Origin of the sequence: Streptomyces sp. NPDC001663, from assembly GCF_042893105.1 — a bacterium.
GTDB lineage: Bacteria > Actinomycetota > Actinomycetes > Streptomycetales > Streptomycetaceae > Streptomyces.
On the sequence record NZ_JBIAUR010000018.1, the window covers coordinates 230,865 to 251,225 of the forward strand.

Below are 20,361 nucleotides of genomic sequence, written 5' to 3' on the forward strand. Positions count from 1 at the left end.
GCGCGCTAGGAGTTCTCGGGAGCTTCCCAGTCCTCGAACTTCACGACGTCCTTGAGAAAACCCCGCACCCCGAGAAACTGCGACAGATGCTCCCGGTGCTCCTCGCACGCGAGCCACGTCTTGCGCCGCTCCGGCGTGTGGATCTTCGGGTTGTTCCACGCGAGCACCCAGACGGCGTCGGCGCGGCAGCCCTTGGCGGAGCAGATGGGTGTCTCGTCACTCACGAATTTCGTCTCACACGTACGGCAAACAAGGCGACGCCGAGCAGCCACGGGGGGAGCTGCCCGGCGTCGGTCTGTCGCTCCGACGGGGGATGCGGAGCGCCTACGAAGTATGTCACGGGTAAGCCGTCGCCCGGCACCGGAACAACATGATTGATCTGAGCTTTTCTTGAGCTTGGTGCAGAGCCGACTTCCGTCCGCGACCCTCCCGCGGTGATCACGGCCGGTCGCGCGGCTCGCTTCCGACGCCCGGTGCGGGCTCGGCCGCGACATCTTCCGGGACCGGTTCCGCGAAACCGTCATTTGTTCGAGGAGCGGCAATCATCGGACGCGTCGGAACGCCCACGAACGTCGACGGAAGCGACGGCGCGTTCTCCCGCCCGGCGTTCGCGATCACGACCGCGATGTAGGGGAGAACCAGGCCGAGCACCAACGCCACGATCGCGACGTGCCGTTCGACGTTCCAGAGTGACGCCGCGAGGATCACCGACACCGTACGGATCGACATCGAGATGACGTACCGGCGCTGTCGGCCGCGCACATCGTCGTCCAGGCTCGCCCGGGCTCCGGTGATCCGGAACACCTGGCCGTTGCCGCCGCCATGCTGCTTCCGCATCACATTCCACCATCCGCCCGCATCGGACTCTCCCCGTCCCCGTGCCCGGTCCGCCCCCGGTCGGGGAGCGTGGCCCGGACACCTCCAACGTTACGCCGCGCCTGCGCCGCCTACGAGACCGGGTCACCTCCCGCCTGGGCGGGCGGCCTCAGCCGGCGCACGTACGGCCGAACCCGACATGCGCCGTATGGCATACGGACCAACACTGGGCGTAATGCTCACGTAGAGCCGTACGAGGAGGCAGCCATGGGCTGGTTGTGGGCGATCATCGTGGGATTCGTACTGGGCCTGATCGCCAAGGCGCTCATCCCCGGCAAGCAGCACAGCCCCCTCTGGCTGACGACCATCTGCGGCATGCTCGGCGCGATCGCCGGCAACGCCATCGCCCGCGGGTTCGGCGTGGAGTCGACCCGAGGCATCGACTGGAGCCGCCACGCCTTCCAGCTCGTGGCCGCCGTCATCATCGTCTTCCTGGTCGACATGGCGTACATGGCGACGCTCGGCAAGAAGAAGCACGCGGCTTAGGGCGGATACGGCCAAGGGGCGGACCTCCCGGACGGGAAGCCGCCCCTTCGGCGTGCTCAGGCGGAGGTGACCTCGACCGCCGCCAGGTTCTTCTTGCCCCGGCGCAGCACCAGCCAGCGGCCGTGCAGCAGGTCCTCCTTGGCGGGAACGGCGTCCTCGGAGGCGACCTTCACGTTGTTCACGTAGGCGCCGCCCTCCTTGACCGTGCGCCGCGCAGCGGACTTGCTGGCCACCAGGCCGACCTCGGCGAACAGGTCCACGACCGGTCCGAGCTCGGCGACCTGGATGTGCGGCACCTCGGAGAGCGCCGCCGCCAGCGTCGCGTCGTCCAGCTCCGCCAGCTCACCCTGCCCGAAGAGGGCGCGGGACGCGGCGATCACCGCGGCCGTCTGGTCGGCGCCGTGCACCAGCGTCGTCAGCTCCTCGGCCAGCGCGCGCTGCGCGGCGCGGGCCTGCGGACGCTCCACGGTCTGCTTCTCCAGCTCCTCGATCTCCTCGCGGGACTTGAAGCTGAAGATCCGCAGGAACTTCGAGACGTCCCGGTCGTCCGCGTTCAGCCAGAACTGGTAGAAGGCGTACGGCGTGGTCATCTCGGGGTCGAGCCAGACCGTGCCGGACTCCGTCTTGCCGAACTTGGTGCCGTCCGCCTTGGTGATCAGCGGCGTGCCCAACGCGTGCACCACGGCGTCGGGCTCGACCTTGTGGATCAGGTCGGTGCCCGAGGTGAGGTTGCCCCACTGGTCGCTGCCGCCGGTCTGCAGCGTGCAGCCGTAGCGGCGGTACAGCTCCAGGAAGTCCATGCCCTGCAGGATCTGGTAGCTGAACTCGGTGTAGCTGATGCCTTCCTGGGACTCCAGCCGCCGGGCCACGGCCTCCTTCGCGATCATCTTGTTCACGCGGAAGTGCTTGCCGACGTCCCGCAGGAACTCGATGGCCGACAGGCCCTGGGTCCAGTCCAGGTTGTTGACCATGACCGCGGCGTTCGGCCCCTCGAAGTCCAGCAGCGGGGCGATCTGCGCGCGCAGCCGCTCGACCCACTGGGCGACGATCTCGGGGGCGTTGAGCGTGCGCTCGGAGTTCGGCTTCGGGTCACCGATCAGGCCGGTGGCACCCCCGACCAGGCCCAGCGGACGGTTGCCCGCGTCCTGGATCCGGCGCATCGTCAGGATCTGCACGAGGTTGCCGAGGTGCAGGCTGGGCGCGGTCGGGTCGAAGCCGCAATAGAACGTGACGGGACCGTCCGCGAACGCCTTGCGCAATGCGTCCTCGTCAGTGGAGAGGGCGATCAGCCCGCGCCACTTCAGTTCGTCGACGATGTCCGTCACGGTTCTCGTATCTCCTTGATGATCTTCGGGCAGTCGAGCGACTACCGGCTACGAGGTTATACGCCCTGACTGACAGAGCTCATATTGAAGTCGGGCACCCGCAGCGCGGGCATCGCAGCCCTAGTGAACCAGTCGCTCCATTCCCGCGGCAGCGTCTTTTCCGTGCGTCCGGCCTCGGTGGCGCGCCCGAGCAGGTCGACCGGCGACTCGTTGAACCGGAAGTTGTTGACCTCGCCCGCCACCTCGCCGTTCTCGACGAGGTAGACGCCGTCCCTGGTCAGGCCGGTGAGCAGCAGCGTGGCCGGGTCGACCTCGCGGATGTACCAGAGGCAGGTCAGCAGCAGCCCGCGCTCGGTGTTCGCGACCATCTCGTCCAGGGAGCGGTCGTCGCCGCCGGTCAGGATGAGGTTGTCGATCGCGGGAGCCACCGGCAGCCCGGTCAGGCCCGCGCTGTGCCGGCTGGTGGTCAGGTGCTTGAGCTCGCCCTCGCGCACCCACTCGGTGGCCGTGAGTGGCAGGCCGTTGTCGAACACCGACTGGTCGCCGCCGGAGGAGTGTGCGATCACGAAGGGCGCCGACTCCAGACCCGGCTCGTTCGGGTCGCTGCGCAGCGTCAGGGGCAGCTCGCTGAGCTTGTCGCCCACGCGCGTGCCGCCGCCCGGCTTCGAGAACACCGTGCGCCCCTCGACCGCGTCCCGGCCCGACGCCGACCACAGCTGGTAGATCAGCAGGTCGGAAACGGCGGTCGGCGGCAGCAGCGTCTCGTACCGCCCGGCCGGCAGCTCGATCCGCCGCTCCGCCCAGCCGAGTCGTACCGCGAGCTCCGCGTCCAGCGCCGCCGGATCGACGTCCTTGAAGTCCCGCGTCGACCGCCCGGCCCACGCCGAGCGGGTACGGTCCGGCGACTTGGCGTTGAGCTCCAGCGTCCCGTTGGGCTGGTCGTGCCGCAGGCGCAGCCCCGTCGACGTACCCACATAGCTCGACACCAGCTCGTGGTTGGCGAAGCCGTACAGCTCGCGGCCGCCCGCACGCGCGCGTGCGAAGGCCTCGCCGAGCGCGGGCGCGAAGTCGGCGAAGACGGCGGAGGTGGTCTCGACCGGGGCGTCCGTGAAGTCCGGCGACTGCGCGACACCCGTGACCAGCGGCTGCGCATCCTCGGCGGGCCCCGCGCCGCGCGCCGCGGCCTCGGCCGCCCGCACCAGCGGCTCCAGCTCGTCCACCGTCACGGCCGAGCGCGAGACGACACCGGAGGCCGTGCCCTCCTTGCCGTCGACGGTCGCGACGACCGTGAGGGTACGCCCGCGCGTGACGCCGTTCGTGGTGAGCGCGTTGCCCGCCCAGCGCAGGTTGGCGGTCGAGTGCTCGTCGGCGATGACGACGCAGCCGTCAGCGGTGGACAGCTCCAGCGCCCGCTCGACGATCTCGTGCGGCTTGTTGCTGCGGGCGCTCATCGACCGGCCTCCTGCGTGGTGTTGAGGATGTTGACGCCCTTGAAGAGCGCGGAGGGGCAGCCGTGCGAGACGGCGGCGACCTGACCCGGCTGGGCCTTGCCGCAGTTGAAGGCGCCGCCCAGGACGTACGTCTGCGGGCCACCGACGGCCGCCATCGAGCCCCAGAAATCGGTCGTCGTCGCCTGGTACGCGACGTCCCGCAGCTGCCCGGTGATCCGCCCGTTCTCGATCCTGAAGAACCGCTGGCCGGTGAACTGGAAGTTGTAGCGCTGCATGTCGATCGACCAGGACCGGTCGCCGACGACGTAGATCCCGCGGTCGACCCCGCCGATCAGATCCTCCGTCGACATCCCGGCAGGATCCGGCTGCAGCGACACATTGGCCATGCGCTGCACCGGCACATGCCCGGGGGAGTCCGCGAAGGCGCAGCCGTTCGACCGCTCGAAGCCGGTCAGCTTCGCGATGCGCCGGTCCAGCTGGTAGCCGACCAGGGTGCCGTCCTTCACCAGGTCCCAGGACTGGCCCTCGACGCCCTCGTCGTCGTAGCCGATGGTCGCCAGTCCGTGCTCGGCGGTGCGGTCACCGGTGACGTTCATCAGTTCGGAGCCGTACCTGAGCTTGCCGAGCTGGTCGAAGGTGGCGAAGGAGGTGCCGGCGTAGGCGGCCTCGTAGCCGAGCGCGCGGTCCAGCTCGGTGGCGTGGCCGATGGACTCGTGGATGGTCAGCCACAGGTTGGAGGGGTCCACGACGAGGTCGTACAGGCCCGACTGGACGCTCGGCGCCCGCATCTTCTCGGCGAGCAGCTCGGGGATCTGCTCGAGCTCGCTCTCCCAGTCCCAGCCCGTGCCGGTGAGGTACTCCCAGCCACGCCCGACCGGCGGCGCGATCGTCCGCATCGAGTCGAACTCGCCGCTCGACTCGTCGACCGACACCGCCGTCAGCTGCGGGTGCAGCCGCACGCGCTGCTGCGTGGTCACGGTCCCGGCCGTGTCGGCGTAGAACTTGTTCTCGTGGACGGTGAGCAGGGAGGCGTCGACGTGGTTGACGCCGTTCGCCGCGAGCAGCCGCGCGCTCCAGTCCGTCAGCAGTGCCGACTTCTCCTCGTCGGGCACGGAGAAGGGATCGATCTCGTACGACGAGATCCACGTCTTGTCCGCGTGCACGGGCTCGGTGGCGAGCTCCACGCGCTCGTCCGACCCGGCGGCCTTGATGACCTGGGCGGAGAGCTTCGCCATCGCCACCGCCTGGGAGGCGACCTTGGCTGCGGCGTCGAGGGTCAGGTCCACCCCGGAGGCGAAGCCCCATGTGCCGCCGTGCACGACCCGCACCGCGTAGCCGAGATCGGTGGTGTCCGACGAACCGGCGGGCTTGGCGTCCCGGAACCGCCAGGACGCACTGCGGACCCGTTCCAACCGGAAGTCCGCGTGCTCGGCGCCCAGCGCACGCGCGCGTGCCAGCGCGGCGTCGGCGAGGGCGCGTAGGGGGAGTGCCGTGAAGGCTTCGTCGATGGTATGAGGCACCTGCGTCTCTTCCTGTTGGCATGACAGTGACCGGCGGTTGCTCCGATCATGTCGCGGCGAGCGGGTGGCGGACCACACGTTTCCGAGCCGGGTCGGCATCTTTCTGTAGGGATCCGACAGCGAGTCCCGTAAGCCACTGTCGGTGCCCGATTGTCCGCCGGAGCGCCGGGACCGATAGGTTTTCGAGGAAGCCGCCTGTCATCCAGGTGTTCGGGCGGGGGAACCAGACCGCTATCGAAAGGGTGATCCGTTGAGCCGCTCGGTTCTCGTCACCGGAGGCAACCGGGGCATCGGCCTCGCCATCGCCCGCGCATTCGCCGATGCCGGCGACAAGGTCGCCATCACTTACCGCTCGGGTGAGCCGCCGGCCGGCTTCCTGGCCGTCAAGTGCGACATCACCGACACCGAGCAGGTGGAGCAGGCCTACAAGGAGATCGAGGCCGAGCACGGCCCGGTCGAGGTCCTGATCGCCAACGCCGGCATCACCAAGGACCAGCTCCTGATGCGCATGTCCGAGGAGGACTTCACGTCCGTCCTCGACACCAACCTCACCGGCACCTTCCGTGTGGTCAAGCGCGCCAACCGGGGCATGCTGCGCGCCAAGAAGGGCCGCGTCGTCCTCATCTCCTCGGTCGTAGGCCTCTACGGCGGTCCCGGCCAGGCCAACTACGCCGCCTCCAAGGCCGCCCTGGTCGGCTTCGCGCGTTCCCTCGCCCGTGAGCTGGGCTCGCGCAACATCACCTTCAACGTCGTCGCGCCCGGCTTCGTCGACACCGACATGACCAAGGTGCTCACCGACGAGCAGCGCGAGGGCATCGTGAAGCAGGTGCCGCTCGGCCGCTACGCGCAGCCGGAGGAGGTGGCCGCGACGGTGCGGTTCCTCGCCTCCGACGACGCCTCGTACATCACTGGAGCCGTCATTCCCGTTGACGGCGGACTGGGAATGGGTCACTGATCACCATGAGTGGAATCCTCGAGGGCAAGCGCGTCCTGATCACCGGTGTGCTGATGGAGTCCTCCATCGCCTTCCACGCCGCCAAGCTGGCCCAGGAGCAGGGCGCCGAGATCATCCTGACGGCGTTCCCGCGGCCCACGCTGACCGAGCGCATCGCCAGGAAGCTCCCCAAGCCCACCAAGGTCATCGAGCTCGACGTCACCAACGACGAGCACCTGGGCCGCCTTGCCGACCTGGTCGGCGAGGAGCTCGGCGGCCTCGACGGCGTCGTGCACTCCATCGGCTTCGCGCCGCAGGACGCGCTCGGCGGCAACTTCCTCAACACGCCGTTCGAGTCGGTTGCCACCGCCATGCACGTCTCGGCGTACTCCCTGAAGTCGCTGACCATGGCCTGCCTGCCGCTGATGCAGAACGGCGGCTCGGTCGTCGGCCTCACCTTCGACGCGTCCTTCGCGTGGCCGCAGTACGACTGGATGGGCCCGGCCAAGGCCGCCCTGGAGGCCACCAGCCGCTACCTCGCCCGTGACCTGGGCAAGCAGAACATCCGCTGCAACCTGGTCTCCGCGGGCCCGATCGGCTCCATGGCCGCCAAGTCCATCCCGGGCTTCAGCGAGCTGGCCTCCGTGTGGGACGACCGCTCGCCGCTGGAGTGGGACCTGAAGGACCCGGAGCCGGCCGGCAAGGGCATCGTCGCGCTGCTGAGTGACTGGTTCCCGAAGACCACGGGCGAGATCGTCCACGTCGACGGCGGTCTGCACGCCATCGGCGCGTGATCACCGCCCCTGGGGTCTGACCGACGATCGAGGGCGCGCGTCCTGCCGGGCGCGCGCCCTCGGCGTGTCCCCCGTTCGGCCTATCCGGCCGGGCGGAGCCGGGCCACAACTGGGCACCCTGGATTACGGGTTCACCCGTGATTCCCTCCCCAGCACGGCCGAGGAGGTCCCCTTGTGCGCCTGTTCCGCAGCCTGGCCTCAGTGACCGTCGCCGTCGCGCTCGTGCTCTTCCTGCCGTACGAGGCGATGCCCCACGCGCGCGTGCACGCCCGTAAACCGCCCTCTCCGCAGCCCTTCGGCGCCGAGTGCCGCACCAGGGTCACCGGGTCCCATGTGACCGCGTACTGCCACAACCCCTATGTACAGACCGACCGCGTCAGCCTGCACGTCGAGTGCAGCCGCTGGTGGGACATCGACACCGACGGCGCCCCCGTCGACGTCGGGCCGGCGTTGACCGTACGGCTCACCGGACGGTGCTGGAAGGAAGTCCGCTCGGTGTGGATCAACCACCAGAAGCGGTGAACCGCCCGGGACGACACAGGAACGGATAGCTCGCCGCCGCGGCGCCGGCCGCCTCCGCGTCGCCCGCGCGGATCGCGTCGACCAGGCGCGTGTGCTCCATGTACGTCTCCGGCGTCAGCTCCCCGCCGACGTCCTCGCGCAGCCAGTCACGCAGCACCTCGCCCAGGTCGGCGTACATCGCCGTCATCACGTCGTTGTGGGACGCGGACACCACCGCCAGGTGGAAGGTCGCGTCCGCCGTCACGAACGCCTCCGTGTCGCCCGACTCCCACGCCTCCTCGCGCCGGACCAGCAGCGCGTCGAGCTGCTTGAGGTCCTTCTCCGTGCGCCGCGTGGCGGCCAGCCTGGCGGCGGCCGACTCCAGCGTGGAACGCAGCTCGGCGATGTGCCGCGGATCCGCGTCGGCGAAGCGGCGGTGCATCACACCGGCCAGCTCACTGGTCGCCACGACGTACGTGCCGGAGCCCTGACGGATGTCCAGCAGCCCGTTGTGCGCGAGCGCGCGTACGGCCTCACGCACCGTGTTGCGGGCGACGCCGAGCTGCTCGACCAGCTCCGGTTCCGTCGGGATGCGCGAGCCGACCGGCCACTCGCCCGAGGTGATCTGGTGCCGCAGAGCGGCGATGACCTGCTCGGACAGCGCCGAACGACGCGGATGACTCAGGGGCATGGCACACCTTCGCACGAGACGGGCGGGAGCGGCCGACCCGGGGATGGACAACCAATCATCCAATGATTCTATGATAGGCGGCATGGCAAGTGAGGAAACCCGGACGACGACGTCCCATGCCGTGCGCAGCTCGGCCGCGGACGAACCACAACGACCCGCCACGCGCGCGTGGACGATGCGACTGCTGGTCGTCGGCATCGTGCTGTCGGCCCTGAATCTCCGCCCCGCCATCACCAGCCTGGGTGCGCTCCTCGAGGAGGTCCGCGACGGGCTCGGCATGAGCGGCAGCGTGGCCGGACTGCTCACCTCCGTGCCCCCGCTCTGCTTCGCCGTCTTCGGCGTCACGGCCCCGCGCCTGGCCCGCCGCTTCGGCCCGGGCGCGGTTGTCTGTGCGGGCATGGTCGCCATCACCGCGGGCCTGCTCATACGGCCGTACGCGGGTGGCACGGCCGGCTTCCTGGCCGCCAGCGCGCTCGCCCTCATGGGCATCGCCGTCAGCAACGTCCTGATGCCGGTCATCGTCAAGCGCTGGTTCCCGGACCGGGTCGGCTCCATGACCGGCCTCTACTCGATGGCGCTCGCCCTGGGCACCGCCGCCGCGGCGGCCGTGACGGTGCCCATGACCGAGACCCTGGGCGGCAGTTGGCAGTCGGGGCTCGCGGTGTGGGCGGGGCTCGCGGCGGCGGCCGTACTGCCGTGGATTCCGTTCGTACGGCAACGGGATGCGAGGCCCGCCGAGGAGCCTGCCGGACGGCAGGAGCACGCGCGCGTGGAGGCGCCCGCACTGCGGATCACCCGCAGCCGCACCGCCTGGGCGCTCGCCGTCTTCTTCGGGCTCCAGGCGACCGCCGCCTACATCACCATGGGCTGGATGGCGCAGATCTTCCGGGACGCGGGCGTGCCTGCGAGCACCGCAGGGCTGCTGCTCGCCGTCACGATGGTGATGGGCGTGCCGCTGGCCTTCGTCATCCCGCGCGTGGCCTCCAGGCTGCCGCACCAGGGGCCGATCGTGATCGCGCTCGGCGCCTGCGGCCTCGCCGGTTACGCCGGTCTGTACCTTGCGCCGGCCGCCGGAGCCTGGGCCTGGGCGCTGCTGCTCGGCGTCGCCAACTGCGCCTTCCCGCTGGCCCTCACGATGGTCGGCATGCGGGCCAGGACCGGCGCGGGCGTCGCCCAGCTGTCGGCGTTCGCGCAGAGCACCGGCTATCTGATCTCCATCCCCGGCCCGCTCCTGGTGGGCGTGCTCTACCAGCACAGCGGCGGCTGGGGCCTGCCTATCGCGCTCATGGCCGCGCTGATGGTCCCGCAGATGGTCGTCGGCGTCCTGGCGGGCCGCAACCGCACGGTGGAGGAGGAGGCGGCCCGCTGACCCCGGCCGAACCGCCCCGGGCGCGGGGTGCGAGACTTGCCGTATGCCAGTGCTCGATCCGAACCCCCAGAACGGCCAGAAGAAGATGCTGCTCGTCTTCGGCTCGTTCTTCGCCATCTTCGTGATCATCGCCGTCATCGCGACGATCGCCTCGCCGTGACACCCGAGCACGCCTCGCCCTGACGCCCGACGACAGGGCCGATGGTGGGGCTAGCCCCACCATCCCCTAGGGGGTGAGTGTCAGGGTCAACTGGGTGGATCTCCGGATGGGTTGAGGGACCCGGTTTCCGTACCTTCGAAGTGTGGCCGCGAGAGGCGGACCACCGACCACTCGAAGTCCAGCGGAGGCACCCATGTCGGCCCCTACGCACACCCGGCCCCACCCGGCGACCACGGGCGGCGTCGACATCCGGCTGCCCTGGTGGGCCCTCGCCCTTCCGACGCTGGCCTTCATCGTGCTCCTGGCGCTGATGCTGAACCCGTCGGACGCGCAGGCGGCGGCGGGCGACCCGGCGATCACCCACCTCTTCGAGCGCGCACAGCAGCTCATGGCCCGCTGAGCACCGGTTCGGCCGCCAGTCAACTCCCTGCGCCCCATGGCCTGTTTCATGCGAAGCTGGGTCACATGAGCGTCGCAGAACCCCGCAGGATCGTCCTCTTCCGGCATGCGAAAGCCGACTGGCCACAGGTGACCGACCACGAGCGCCCCCTCGCCGAGCGGGGCCGTACGGACGCCGCAGTCGCCGGACGCAGGCTGACCGACACCGGTATCCCCTTCGATCTGGCCCTCTGCTCCACCGCGATCCGGACCCGCGAGACGTGGAAGCTGGCCGTCCACGAGTTCCCGCACCGGCCGAAAACCGTCTACGAGGAGCGGATCTACGAGGCCTCGCCCGGCGAGCTGATCGCGCTGCTCAACGAGACACCCGACGACGCGCAGAACGTCATCCTGATCGGCCACAACCCGGGCGTGCAGGGCCTCGCCGACATCCTGGCCGGCGCGGCCGAGGGCGATGCCCGCGAGCGGATGAGCCGCCGCGGCTTCCCGGCCGCCGCGTTCGCCGTGCTGTCCTTCGACGGCCCCTGGAAGACCCTGGAGCCGGGCGTGGCCACGCTCCTGGACTACTGGGCGCCGACCGAGTAACCCGACACGCCGAGCGAGGGGCCCGGCACCACCGCGGTGCCGGGCCCCTCGACGTCTGCTGTCGTACCTACACGTCGTCGTGCGTGTCCGCCGCCTCGACCTCTTCGCGGGTGACGCCCAGCAGGTACAGGACCGTGTCCAGGAAGGGGACGTTCACCGCGGTGTGCGCCGCCTCCCGTACGACGGGCTTGGCGTTGAAGGCGACGCCGAGGCCGGCCGCGTTGAGCATGTCCAGGTCGTTGGCACCGTCGCCGATCGCCACGGTCTGGGCGAGCGGTACGCCCGCCTCGGCGGCGAAACGGCGCAGCAGCCGCGCCTTGCCCGCGCGGTCCACGATCTCGCCGGTGACCCTGCCGGTGAGCTTCCCGTCGACGATCTCCAGCGTGTTGGCCTGGGCGAAGTCGAGCCCGAGCCGCTCCTTGAGGTCGTCGGTGACCTGGGTGAACCCGCCGGAGACGACGCCCACTTGGTAGCCGAGCCGCTTCAGCGTACGGATGAGCGTGCGCGCACCCGGCGTCAGCCGCACCTCGCTGCGCACCTTGTCCACCACGGAGGCGTCGAGCCCCTCCAGCAGCGCCACGCGCGCGTGCAGCGACTGCTCGAAGTCCAGCTCACCGCGCATCGCCGCCGCGGTCACCTCGGCGACCTTGTCCTCGCAGCCGGCGTGCGCGGCGAAGAGCTCGATCACCTCGTCCTGGATGAGCGTCGAGTCGACGTCCATGACGACGAGCCGCTGCGCCCTGCGATGCAGCCCCGCCGCGACCACTGCGACGTCGACACCCAGTGCCGCCGCGTCCGTCACCAGGGCGGTGCGCAGCGGCTCGGTCTCGACGCCGGAGACCGCGAACTCGACCGCCGTGACGGGGTACTTGGCGAGGCGGAAGATACGGTCGATGTTGCCGCCCGCCGTGGCGATCTTCGCGGCGATCCGGGCGGTCGCCTCCGCCGTGAGCGGATGACCGAGGACGGTGACCAGTGAGCGTCCGAGGCCGCGGGGGCGGTTGTCGCCGTGCCCGGAGATGATCTCCGCCTGCATCTTCATCGACTCCGCCCAGCTGTGGACGGTGGCCCGCAGATCCCCTTCGAGCCCGGCGGACGGCGGCGTCACGAGCGCGCACAGCGTGAGCCGGCCACGGGTGACGACCTGCTCGATGTCGACCACGTCGACGGAGTAGGCGGCGAGGGTGTCGAAGAGGCCGGCCGTGATGCCCGGCCTGTCCTTGCCGAAGATCTTGACGAGGAGGGTGGGGACGTCAGAGGACACGTCGGAGGGCGGGGTCTGCGAAGCGCTCATGGTGTACCCACCGTATCCGGCACCCAGTGCCTCCCGCCGCCGCGGTCCGCCTAGCGGACACGGAACAGTGGGTGTCGGACGAGTGGCCGCAGACTTACGGGCCGGCCACGTCCGCCTCTGGAGCCGCCCAGGTCACCCCCGCCCCTTCGGCCTCCCCGGTGGAGGCGGCGGCTGGGGCGGAGGCGGCCCCTCGTCGGGTGCGGACCGGCGGTTTCCGGACCGCCGGCGGGGAGGCAGCCGCGGAGACCGTGGAGGCGGGCCGCCGATCGGTCGGGCCACCGTCGGCGCGCCGTACATGTCGCTGTTGCCGGAGGCGGGCGGCTGCGCGCCGCCGGACTCCTGCGCATCGTCGGACGGCTGCCCCGGCCGCCCGGGCCGTCGCGCAGCCTCGTCAGGCGGCGCGCCCTGACCCGGCCGCGCCCGGTCCGGCGGTCGCGCGTCCTCCGGTTCCCGCAGCTCGTCCGGCAGCTGCAGATACGGATTGGTGGCGGGGTTCGGCGCCCGGTACGACGCACTGGGCGTGTACGGCCCCGACGCACCGCCGGGTGGCCCCGCCTCATGCGCGGGCACCCCGGCCCCGGACTCCCGCGCGTACTGCGGATGCCCGGCACTCCCCGGCACCCCCGATGCCGCACCCCTCAGTGCCAGCGGTGCCGCCCGCCGCCCCGCCGCACCGGCCGCCCACGCCAGCAGCGCCCCGGCGGCTCCCGTCCCCGCGCCCCAGACGGCACCGAGCAGCAGCGCCATGCCCAGGTGCCCGTGCAGCTCGATCCCGGCGCCGAACGCGTCGAAGCCCAGCACCGACAGCGAGGCGTCCACCGACACCTCCGTCAGCCAGGCGAGCAGCGGCAGCGTCAACGCCGTGACGATCCCCAGCCGCAGCGCACACCTCCCGGCGAACCCGAGGGCACCCGGAGGCCGTGTCCCCCCGGAAGCCCCTGCCGCGACGACAGGCGTCCGCACCGCCGTCAGCACGCCCGCCAGCAGCATCATCAGTGCCGCCGCCACCGCCAGCAGCCACACCCGCCCGTCCAGGTCCGCCAGCCGCCCCAGCGTCACCGACTGGTCGGTCTTGGCGGTGAGCAGGTCGTCCAGGGGATCCGGCAGGAACTTGGTCAGTACGCCGGTCGCCCTGCCGTCGAACGGCACGAACAGGCCGATCGGGATGCCCAGCCAGGTGCCGTTCGGCGCGCCCAGCAGCGCCGCCCCGAAGATCCGCTTGGGGTGTTCGTCGCCGATCGCCGCGTACGCCGCCGCCGCGAACCCGGCCGCCACCGTCAGCAGCAGCACCGTGACGAGGGCGGACGCAGCCGGCCGTACGACGCGGTGCACGGCGTCCCAGCCGCGCGGCAGGGGAGTGCGGCGCGAGGCCAGCAGGGCGATCAGCAGGACGCCGGCCGACCAGCCGAGGCCGCCGAGCAGCGTGGGCGCCGTGTCGACGGTGAAGCCGACCGCCGCCTTCGCATCGACGAGGTTGCCGATGTTGTCGGGCAGCAGCCCGCCGATGTCCCCGATGTCGCCGAGGCCCGGGATGCTGACGCCGCCGCCCCCGCCTCCGCCGCCGGGCAGCTTCTCGAGGCCCAGCGAGGCCCCGTCGATGGTGATGACGTCGTGTCCCGCCCACGCCAGCCCGCCCAGCGTCGCGACGAACAGCGCGACCACCGCACCTGCCCGCGCGAGCAGTTCGGCCGGTTCGATCACAACTCCCGCCGCGCGCAAGGACCGTAGGAAGAACCACGACAACAGCAGCGCGCCGACCAGGCCGACACCCAGTGGCGTGATCGTGACGGCCGTGTGCGCCTCCGCGCCTTTCAGGCCGAACGCCGACACGTCGCCGGACGGTGTGACCGAACCACCCGCCCCAAGTGCCACCACAGCAGCGGTCATCGGCCCCAGCGAGCCCGACGCGTCGGCCTCCAGCAGATGCAGGCCGAGCGCAGCCGTGCCCGCCATGCCTATCAACGCCCAGCTCACAGAGGCGATCGCGGACAGCAGGACGTCTCCCCACGGCACTCTCGTGCCGCGCGTGCCTTCGTACGCGGTCTCGACACTCGACGACGCGCTCATGGCAGACCCCCCGATCCGCGGCGCGGCCGGACGCCGCGCATGTCCCCCTCGCGTGGATTACCCACTCTCCGGGTCGGTTTCAACCCCGTCAACGGAACCAGTCGAAGCGCACGTGCGTGGTCTTCACAAGGCCCGACTTTCGGTCAGGGGGCGGAGCCTGAAATAGTTCCCGACGATGTTCGACATCCCTAGACTCCCTGTGATGGGGGTAACTCGGGGGACTACTCAGTGGGGCTGGAGTGCCGGAACTCGTACTGGAATTGAATGGACGCACCTGGACGCTTGATCCGTCCAGGCCGTACACCCTCGGACGCGATCCGCAGGGCGACATCGTGCTCGACGACGCCAGAGTGTCCTGGCGTCACGCCACGATCAGCTGGGGCGGCCGTAGTTGGGTCATCGAGGACCACGGCTCCACCAACGGCACGTTCGTGCAGGGGCAGCGGATCCATCAGATGGAGATCGGCCCCGGCTCGGCGGTCAACCTCGGCAACGCGACCGACGGCCCGCGGGTGACCGTCTCCGGCTCGGCCGCAGTGGCCGCGCCGCAGGCCCAGCCCCAGCAGCAGCCGTACGCCGCCCAGGGCGCGGCCCCCGGCTGGGCGCAGCAGGCGCCGCCGCAGCAGGCCGCACCGCAGGCCGGCTGGCAGCAGCCGCAACAGGCCCCCGCACCGCAGCAGGCGGCCGCGCACATCCCGCCGCAGCAGGGCCCCGGTGGTGGCGCGGGGGCGCCGCCGGTCTACGGCGACCGCAGCCCGACCACGTTCCACCAGTTCTCGCTCGGCCGCGTGATGCGCATCGGCCGTGCCCTGGAGAACGAGCTGGTCGTCTCCGACCTGCAGGTCTCCCGGCACCACGCCGAGTTCCACGCCACGCCCGACGGGCGCTGCGAGATCCGCGACCTGGGCTCGCACAACGGCACGTACGTCAACGGCCAGCCGATCCCCAAGGGCGGCTCGGCGCTGCTCGGCCCGAACGACATCGTCGGCGTCGGCCACTCCACGTTCCGCCTGGTCGGCGACCGCCTCGAGGAGTTCGTCGACACCGGTGAGGTCTCCTTCTCGGCCCGCCATCTGACCGTCACGGTCGACGGCGGCAAGCAGATCCTGAAGGACGTCTCCTTCGGCGTCCCGGAGAAGTCGCTGATCGCGGTCATCGGCCCGTCCGGCTCCGGCAAGTCGACCCTGCTCAAGGCGCTCACCGGCTACCGGCCCGCCAACCAGGGCGATGTCCTCTACGACAACCGGAACCTGTACAAGCAGTTCGCCGAGCTGCGTCAGCGCATCGGTCTGGTCCCGCAGGACGACATCCTGCACAAGGAGCTGACCGTCAAGAAGGCCCTCAAGTACGCGGCCAAGCTGCGCTTCCCCGCCGACACCACGGCGCAGGAGCGCGAGAACCGCATCGACGAGGTGCTGCGCGAGCTGAAGCTGGACATCCACAAGGAGAAGAAGGTCACCTCCCTCTCCGGCGGCCAGCGCAAGCGCGTCTCGGTGGCCCTGGAGCTCCTCACCAAGCCGTCGCTGATCTTCCTGGACGAGCCCACCTCGGGCCTCGACCCGGGCATGGACCGCGACGTCATGCAGCTGCTGCGCGGCCTCGCCGACGACGGCCGTACGGTCCTCGTCGTCACGCACTCGGTGGCCGAGCTCGCGATCTGCGACAAGCTCCTGGTGATGGCGCCGGGCGGCGCGGTCGCCTACTTCGGGCCGCCGGAGGAGGCGCTGAACTTCTTCGGCTACGACACCTGGGCCGATGTCTTCTCCGCCTTCGAGAACTACCGCGACTACGACTGGGCGGGACGCTGGAAGGGCTCGCAGCACTACCAGATGTACGCCGCGGACATCGACGCCGTTGCGCCGCAGTCCGTACAGATGCCTCCGATGCAGGCGATGAAGCCGCCGAAGCCACAGGGCTGGATGAGCCAGTTCGGCACCCTGGTGCGCCGGTACGTCTCCGTCATCGCCTCCGACAAGGGCTTCCTCGCCCTGACGGTGATCCTGCCGCTCGTCCTCGGCTCGGTGAGCCTGCTCATCGACTCCGGCAAGGACCTGCTGGTCAACACGGAGATCAACCCGACGACGGGCCAGCCCGTCCCGAACGGCACGGCCACCACGGTCCTGCTGATCCTCGCGGTCGGCGCCTGCTTCGCCGGCGCCGCGAACTCCGTACGTGAGCTGATCAAGGAACGGGTCATCTACGAGCGGGAGCGCGCGACCGGCCTGTCGCGGTCCGCGTATCTGATGTCCAAGGTCTTCGTGCTCGGCTTCGTCACGGTGCTGCAGGGCCTGATGGTCGGCATGATCGGCTTCGCCAGCCGGACGATCCCCAAGGAGGGCGTGGTCCTCGGCAACCTCACGCTCCTCGAGCTCTCCATCCCGGTCATGGCCCTCGGCTTCACGTCGATGATGTTCGGCCTGATCATCTCCGCGCTGGTCAAGACCGCCGAGAAGACCATGCCGCTGCTGGTCATGTTCGCGATCGTCCAGGTCGTCTTCACCGGCTGCCTCTTCGCCCTGAACGGCGCGATCGGCGTCAACCAGGTCTCGTACCTGATGCCCTCGCGCTGGGCGGTCGCCGCCGCGGGCGCCACGCTGGACTTCAACCGGATCAGCCCGCCCGGCAAGGGCAAGCCCAACGACCCGCTGTGGGAGCACACCGCGGCCGCGTGGAGCATGGACATGATCGCCCTGATCGCGCTCGGTGTGATCTGCGCCTTCTTCGTGGCCCGCTTCCTGCGCCGCCACGAGCCCGAGGTCATGCGCAAGTAGTCCTTCGGTCTGCTACGACGCCGAAGGGCGGCACCCGTCAGGAGGTGCCGCCCTTCGGCGTTCACGTGCAGAGGTCCGCGCCGACCTCAGTACGCGCTGTTGACGTTGTCGATCGAGCCGTACCTGTCGGCCGCGTAGTTGGCGGCGGCGGTGATGTTGGCGACCGGGTCGTAGATGTTCCAGGACGTGCCGGCCACGTGGTACGCGCTGAAGGTCGGCGGGATCACCTGCAGCAGACCCTTCGACGGGATGCCGTTGATGGCGTTGATGTCCCAGTCGTTGATGGCGTTCGGGTTGCCCGAGGACTCCCGCATGATGTTCTTGTACAGGCCGTTGTAGGACCCCGGTATGCCCTTGGACTTCATGATGTCCAGGGACTGCCTGATCCAGCCGTCGAGGTTGTTCGCGTACGTCTTCGCGGCGACCGGCTTGATCGCGGCGCGCTTGGCGGACCGGCTCGCGGCCTCCTTCGCCTTGCGCGCGGCCTCGGCCTTCTTCTTGGCCGCGGCAGCGGCGGCCGCCTTCTTCTTCGCGGCGGCCTCGGCGGCGGCCTTCTTCGCGGCAGCGGCCTTCTTCGCGGCGGCGGCCTTCTTCTTGGCCGCTATCTGCTCGGCCTTCACGCTGGCACCGGCGAGCTGGTCGGTGACGCTGGCCTTGACGTCCTTGATCTGCTCGTTGCCGTACGTCACCGCGGCCGTGGAGACGGCGGCCTCGTTCGTGGTCGTGTCGGCGTTGCTGGGGACCGCGGAGAACGCGATGGCGGCGGCACCGAGGGTGGCGACGCCGGCGATCCCGATCTTGTGGTGGCGGGTCAGCGAGCGACTGAGACGGCGAGCGTTGGTGTTCTTGGGCATGGCAGACGGACCTCTTCGAATAGCGCGGAGGTCGCTCTCTGTCCGGCGGGGGACACGGGTCCTTCCCGCACAAACGCCGCGGTGGGAACCCGCGGCGCTGAGCGACGGGAGCCATTCTTAGCGGCCGCAAAACGGGCAGGCAAAGGTGTGACGTACGATCCCGGATAGTGGAGACGGGAAGGGCAAAACGGGGCAGACTGGACCGTCTGCCCCGCTCAAAACGGGAGCCTCCATCTCCTACCGAACTTCGTATGTGACCTGCACCCTATGCGTGGGCTCACATCGAGTACGTAACGGTCTCACCAGCAGTTGCTGGAGCAATCCACTGCGTGAGGAGCCTCCGCCGGGAGGATGAGGTGGACGTCGCCGAACTCGTGCCAGAGGTAGAGCCCGCGCAGCGCCTCCTCGTAACTGCGGTCGACCGCGGCCCGCCCGGCGATGGCCTCCAGCATCAGCAGATGCGAGGCCTCCGGCTCGTGCAGCCCGGTCAGCAGCCCGTCCACCACCCGGACCCCGCGCTCCGGGGTGACGACGAGGTCCGACCACCCTTCACGCGCGCGTACGACGCCATCGGCGCCGGTCGCCGACTCCACGGCCCGCACGGCCGTCGTCCCGACCGCCACGACCCGGCCGTCCCCGGCCCTCACCGCGTTGATCAGCCGAGCCGAGGCCTCCGGCACCGAGAACCGCTCCGGATACGGCGGCTCGTGCACCTCCGCCGAGGCCACCCCCGCGTGCAGCGTGATCGGCGCGAACTGCACACCCCGGCTCACCAGCTCCGCCACCAGCCGCGCGGTGAAGGGCCGCGCCGCACTCGGCATCTCCGCACTGCCCGCCCCGTCGGCGGACGGCAGCGCGAACACCGTCTGGTAGACGGACAGCGGCTGATCCCGCTCTGTATAGGAGTAGCGAATGGGCCGCCCGTGCTCGCGCAGCATCCCGAGGACCTCGGCCCCGGACACCCGCGCCCACCACAGCCGCTCACCGCACGCGCTCAGCGGCTCCTCCAGCACCAGCCGCACACCACCCGGCAGTCGCGCCTCCGTCCCCGCGGACCCGCCCGTACGCGCGCGCGTGGTTCCCTTCCCGTCCGGTTCCCGCAGCTCGACGGCCCATCGCCCGTCGTCCCCGCGCGTGGAGAAGTGCACCACCACGCGCGCGTGCCCGACCCGCCCGTCCACGGCAGCGGCCAGGGTGGGCGAGGTGTTCACGACGAGCAGATCTCCGGCCCGCAGCAGCCGCGGCAACTCCACGAACGCGTGGTGCGACACCTCGGTCCCACGCGACACGAGAAGCCGTACGGCATCCCGGTCGAGCCCGGGCCCGCGCTGCTCGACCGGGATGCGGGCGGACAGTTCCTCCGGCACCCTCCCCCACGCCCGAACAGGCTCGCGCGGGGGAACCCCCATCGCCAGCGTCATCGCCCCTCCACCAGCAGCGACGGAGCCGAGTAGCGCCCGCTCGCCGGGCGCTCGTCCAGCAGCCGCAGGAACGCCGGCACGACACTCGCCGGGGCCGGCCGTGGATCGCTGTCGTCCGGTACGGCCGCCGCGTACAGGTCCGTGGCCATGTCCCCCGGGTCGACCGCCCAGACCCGCAGCCCGGGCTCCTCCTCGCCGAGCACCGCCGCGAGGTGGTCGAGGGCCGCCTTCGACGCCCCGTAGCCGCCCCAGGTCTCGTAGGCCTCGGCGGCCGCGTCCGAGCTGACCGTGATCACCGTGCCCGCCCCGGACGCCCGCAGCAGCGGCAGCGCCTCCTGGACCAGGCCCAGCGCGGCCACCACGTTCACCTCCAGCGCCCGCCTGAGCCCCTCCAGCGGCAGCCCCGCCAACCGCACGAGCGGCTCGGCGCCCAGCGCGCTCGCGTTGTTCACCAGCAGATCGAGGCCGCCCAGCTGCCACGCGGCCGCCACCAGCTCGGACCGGTGTCCGGCGACCGTGACGTCCCCGGGCAGAGCCGTCACGCGCGTGCCGTGCGCGGACACGGCCTGCGCCGTCTCCGTGAGGACCCCCTCGGTTCTGGCGTCGAGCACCAGATCCCAGCCCCGCGCGGCCAGCGTCTCGGCGAGCGCCCGTCCCAGCCCCTTCGAGGCCCCCGTGATGATCGCAACCGGCATGACAACCGTCCCCTCGTCACCGTTTCTCCGCCTGCGTCGTCTCTCGGACCGGCGGGTGAGATCAACGTAGGAAGGTGACGGCCCCGGCCACCTCGGACGCGGGCCCCAGAACGGCGGGTCACTTCGGCCTACGCCGCCCGTCCGGGGCCCCGGGACTAGGTCGCCGGA

General features: G+C 70.7%; 20 protein-coding genes. 9 read left to right on the top strand and 11 right to left on the bottom strand.

Going from position 1 to position 20,361, the window contains the following annotated elements:
- Nucleotides 1–5 precede the first annotated feature (5 nt).
- Nucleotides 6–224 carry a hypothetical protein gene (locus tag ACFY1L_RS44055; RefSeq protein ID WP_388838384.1) on the bottom strand — a complete coding sequence of 73 codons (219 nt, stop codon included), beginning with the start codon at nucleotides 222–224 and terminating at the stop codon, nucleotides 6–8.
- A gap of 214 nt (nucleotides 225–438) precedes the next feature.
- Nucleotides 439–837 (bottom strand): DUF3099 domain-containing protein, encoded by a 399-nt coding sequence (locus ACFY1L_RS44060; RefSeq protein ID WP_388838387.1) that lies wholly within the window; start codon nucleotides 835–837, stop codon nucleotides 439–441.
- A gap of 246 nt (nucleotides 838–1,083) precedes the next feature.
- Between ACFY1L_RS44060 and ACFY1L_RS44065 the strand changes: the two genes are divergently transcribed.
- Nucleotides 1,084–1,362, top strand: coding sequence for a GlsB/YeaQ/YmgE family stress response membrane protein (locus tag ACFY1L_RS44065; protein ID WP_388838390.1), 279 nt, complete (start codon nucleotides 1,084–1,086; stop codon nucleotides 1,360–1,362).
- Nucleotides 1,363–1,418: 56 nt separating this feature from the next.
- On the opposite strand, the gene tyrS is transcribed toward ACFY1L_RS44065, so the two are convergent.
- The 3 genes from tyrS to ACFY1L_RS44080 are packed head-to-tail and all read right to left on the bottom strand — an operon-like array spanning nucleotide 1,419 to nucleotide 5,658.
- A complete protein-coding gene (gene tyrS / locus ACFY1L_RS44070; protein ID WP_388838392.1) occupies nucleotides 1,419–2,687 on the bottom strand; it encodes a tyrosine--tRNA ligase in 1,269 nt (422 codons plus the stop codon).
- A gap of 56 nt (nucleotides 2,688–2,743) precedes the next feature.
- The gene (locus ACFY1L_RS44075; protein ID WP_388838395.1) at nucleotides 2,744–4,138 is read right to left on the bottom strand and encodes a metallopeptidase TldD-related protein; all 1,395 of its coding nucleotides are present in this window, start codon (nucleotides 4,136–4,138) and stop codon (nucleotides 2,744–2,746) included.
- On the bottom strand, nucleotides 4,135–5,658 hold the full coding sequence (locus tag ACFY1L_RS44080; RefSeq protein ID WP_388838397.1) for a TldD/PmbA family protein: 1,524 nt from the start codon (nucleotides 5,656–5,658) through the stop codon (nucleotides 4,135–4,137). Before ACFY1L_RS44080 ends, ACFY1L_RS44075 begins: the two co-directional genes overlap by 4 nt.
- Before the next feature lie 250 nt (nucleotides 5,659–5,908).
- Here ACFY1L_RS44080 and fabG point away from each other — a divergent pair, with 250 nt between their 5' ends.
- The 3 genes from fabG to ACFY1L_RS44095 all read left to right on the top strand — a co-directional run bounded on the left by fabG (nucleotide 5,909) and on the right by ACFY1L_RS44095 (nucleotide 7,908).
- Nucleotides 5,909–6,613: a 3-oxoacyl-[acyl-carrier-protein] reductase gene (fabG, locus tag ACFY1L_RS44085; protein ID WP_388838399.1), complete on the top strand. Its 705-nt coding sequence runs from the start codon at nucleotides 5,909–5,911 to the stop codon at nucleotides 6,611–6,613.
- A gap of 5 nt (nucleotides 6,614–6,618) precedes the next feature.
- A complete protein-coding gene (gene fabI / locus ACFY1L_RS44090; protein WP_388838402.1) occupies nucleotides 6,619–7,386 on the top strand; it encodes an enoyl-ACP reductase FabI in 768 nt (255 codons plus the stop codon).
- A gap of 174 nt (nucleotides 7,387–7,560) precedes the next feature.
- A complete protein-coding gene (locus ACFY1L_RS44095) occupies nucleotides 7,561–7,908 on the top strand; it encodes a hypothetical protein (RefSeq protein WP_388838405.1) in 348 nt (115 codons plus the stop codon).
- Here the strand turns inward: ACFY1L_RS44095 and ACFY1L_RS44100 are convergent.
- Nucleotides 7,889–8,578: a FadR/GntR family transcriptional regulator gene (locus ACFY1L_RS44100; RefSeq protein ID WP_388838408.1), complete on the bottom strand. Its 690-nt coding sequence runs from the start codon at nucleotides 8,576–8,578 to the stop codon at nucleotides 7,889–7,891. The two genes, ACFY1L_RS44095 and ACFY1L_RS44100, sit on opposite strands and share 20 nt — an antisense overlap.
- A 70-nt stretch (nucleotides 8,579–8,648) precedes the next feature.
- On the opposite strand from ACFY1L_RS44100, the gene ACFY1L_RS44105 reads away from it, so the two are divergent.
- The 4 genes from ACFY1L_RS44105 to ACFY1L_RS44120 all read left to right on the top strand — a co-directional run bounded on the left by ACFY1L_RS44105 (nucleotide 8,649) and on the right by ACFY1L_RS44120 (nucleotide 11,091).
- A complete protein-coding gene (locus tag ACFY1L_RS44105; protein ID WP_388838411.1) occupies nucleotides 8,649–9,947 on the top strand; it encodes a CynX/NimT family MFS transporter in 1,299 nt (432 codons plus the stop codon).
- Between the two features lie 43 nt (nucleotides 9,948–9,990).
- Entirely contained in the window at nucleotides 9,991–10,107 is a 117-nt protein-coding gene (locus ACFY1L_RS44110) for an SGM_5486 family transporter-associated protein (RefSeq protein ID WP_105974872.1), read from the top strand.
- 193 nt (nucleotides 10,108–10,300) lie between these two features.
- A complete protein-coding gene (locus ACFY1L_RS44115; RefSeq protein ID WP_388838414.1) occupies nucleotides 10,301–10,507 on the top strand; it encodes a hypothetical protein in 207 nt (68 codons plus the stop codon).
- Between the two features lie 65 nt (nucleotides 10,508–10,572).
- On the top strand, nucleotides 10,573–11,091 hold the full coding sequence (locus tag ACFY1L_RS44120) for a SixA phosphatase family protein (RefSeq protein ID WP_388838417.1): 519 nt from the start codon (nucleotides 10,573–10,575) through the stop codon (nucleotides 11,089–11,091).
- A gap of 67 nt (nucleotides 11,092–11,158) precedes the next feature.
- On the opposite strand, the gene serB is transcribed toward ACFY1L_RS44120, so the two are convergent.
- Together serB and ACFY1L_RS44130 are read right to left on the bottom strand one after the other, a co-directional pair.
- The gene (gene serB / locus ACFY1L_RS44125; protein ID WP_388838420.1) at nucleotides 11,159–12,385 is read right to left on the bottom strand and encodes a phosphoserine phosphatase SerB; all 1,227 of its coding nucleotides are present in this window, start codon (nucleotides 12,383–12,385) and stop codon (nucleotides 11,159–11,161) included.
- Nucleotides 12,386–12,517: 132 nt separating this feature from the next.
- A complete protein-coding gene (locus ACFY1L_RS44130) occupies nucleotides 12,518–14,452 on the bottom strand; it encodes a streptophobe family protein (protein ID WP_388838423.1) in 1,935 nt (644 codons plus the stop codon).
- A gap of 239 nt (nucleotides 14,453–14,691) precedes the next feature.
- Here ACFY1L_RS44130 and ACFY1L_RS44135 point away from each other — a divergent pair, with 239 nt between their 5' ends.
- On the top strand, nucleotides 14,692–17,223 hold the full coding sequence (locus ACFY1L_RS44135; protein WP_388838426.1) for an FHA domain-containing protein: 2,532 nt from the start codon (nucleotides 14,692–14,694) through the stop codon (nucleotides 17,221–17,223).
- An 86-nt stretch (nucleotides 17,224–17,309) separates the two neighbouring features.
- Here ACFY1L_RS44135 and ACFY1L_RS44140 read toward each other — a convergent pair whose 3' ends face one another.
- The 3 genes from ACFY1L_RS44140 to ACFY1L_RS44150 all read right to left on the bottom strand — a co-directional run bounded on the left by ACFY1L_RS44140 (nucleotide 17,310) and on the right by ACFY1L_RS44150 (nucleotide 20,193).
- The gene (locus ACFY1L_RS44140; RefSeq protein ID WP_388838429.1) at nucleotides 17,310–18,077 is read right to left on the bottom strand and encodes a transglycosylase SLT domain-containing protein; all 768 of its coding nucleotides are present in this window, start codon (nucleotides 18,075–18,077) and stop codon (nucleotides 17,310–17,312) included.
- A 299-nt stretch (nucleotides 18,078–18,376) separates the two neighbouring features.
- The gene (locus tag ACFY1L_RS44145) at nucleotides 18,377–19,498 is read right to left on the bottom strand and encodes an S-adenosylmethionine:tRNA ribosyltransferase-isomerase (protein WP_388838432.1); all 1,122 of its coding nucleotides are present in this window, start codon (nucleotides 19,496–19,498) and stop codon (nucleotides 18,377–18,379) included.
- Complete coding sequence (locus ACFY1L_RS44150) at nucleotides 19,495–20,193, bottom strand: SDR family NAD(P)-dependent oxidoreductase (protein ID WP_388838435.1); 699 nt, start codon at nucleotides 20,191–20,193, stop codon at nucleotides 19,495–19,497. Before ACFY1L_RS44150 ends, ACFY1L_RS44145 begins: the two co-directional genes overlap by 4 nt.
- Nucleotides 20,194–20,361 lie beyond the last annotated feature (168 nt).

Bases quoted from the DNA above. Each gene is read 5' to 3' on its own strand.
- ACFY1L_RS44100 (WP_388838408.1), bottom strand. From the start codon at position 8,578: ATGCCCCTGAGTCATCCGCGTCGTTCGGCGCTGTCCGAGCAGGTCATC.
- ACFY1L_RS44060 (WP_388838387.1), bottom strand. From the start codon at position 837: ATGCGGAAGCAGCATGGCGGCGGCAACGGCCAGGTGTTCCGGATCACC.
- ACFY1L_RS44140 (WP_388838429.1), bottom strand. From the start codon at position 18,077: ATGCCCAAGAACACCAACGCTCGCCGTCTCAGTCGCTCGCTGACCCGC.
- ACFY1L_RS44110 (WP_105974872.1), top strand. From the start codon at position 9,991: ATGCCAGTGCTCGATCCGAACCCCCAGAACGGCCAGAAGAAGATGCTG.
- ACFY1L_RS44115 (WP_388838414.1), top strand. From the start codon at position 10,301: ATGTCGGCCCCTACGCACACCCGGCCCCACCCGGCGACCACGGGCGGC.
- ACFY1L_RS44145 (WP_388838432.1), bottom strand. From the start codon at position 19,498: ATGACGCTGGCGATGGGGGTTCCCCCGCGCGAGCCTGTTCGGGCGTGG.
- ACFY1L_RS44130 (WP_388838423.1), bottom strand. From the start codon at position 14,452: ATGAGCGCGTCGTCGAGTGTCGAGACCGCGTACGAAGGCACGCGCGGC.
- fabI (WP_388838402.1), top strand. From the start codon at position 6,619: ATGAGTGGAATCCTCGAGGGCAAGCGCGTCCTGATCACCGGTGTGCTG.
- serB (WP_388838420.1), bottom strand. From the start codon at position 12,385: ATGAGCGCTTCGCAGACCCCGCCCTCCGACGTGTCCTCTGACGTCCCC.
- ACFY1L_RS44120 (WP_388838417.1), top strand. From the start codon at position 10,573: ATGAGCGTCGCAGAACCCCGCAGGATCGTCCTCTTCCGGCATGCGAAA.
- ACFY1L_RS44105 (WP_388838411.1), top strand. From the start codon at position 8,649: ATGATAGGCGGCATGGCAAGTGAGGAAACCCGGACGACGACGTCCCAT.
- ACFY1L_RS44075 (WP_388838395.1), bottom strand. From the start codon at position 4,138: ATGAGCGCCCGCAGCAACAAGCCGCACGAGATCGTCGAGCGGGCGCTG.
- ACFY1L_RS44150 (WP_388838435.1), bottom strand. From the start codon at position 20,193: ATGCCGGTTGCGATCATCACGGGGGCCTCGAAGGGGCTGGGACGGGCG.
- ACFY1L_RS44065 (WP_388838390.1), top strand. From the start codon at position 1,084: ATGGGCTGGTTGTGGGCGATCATCGTGGGATTCGTACTGGGCCTGATC.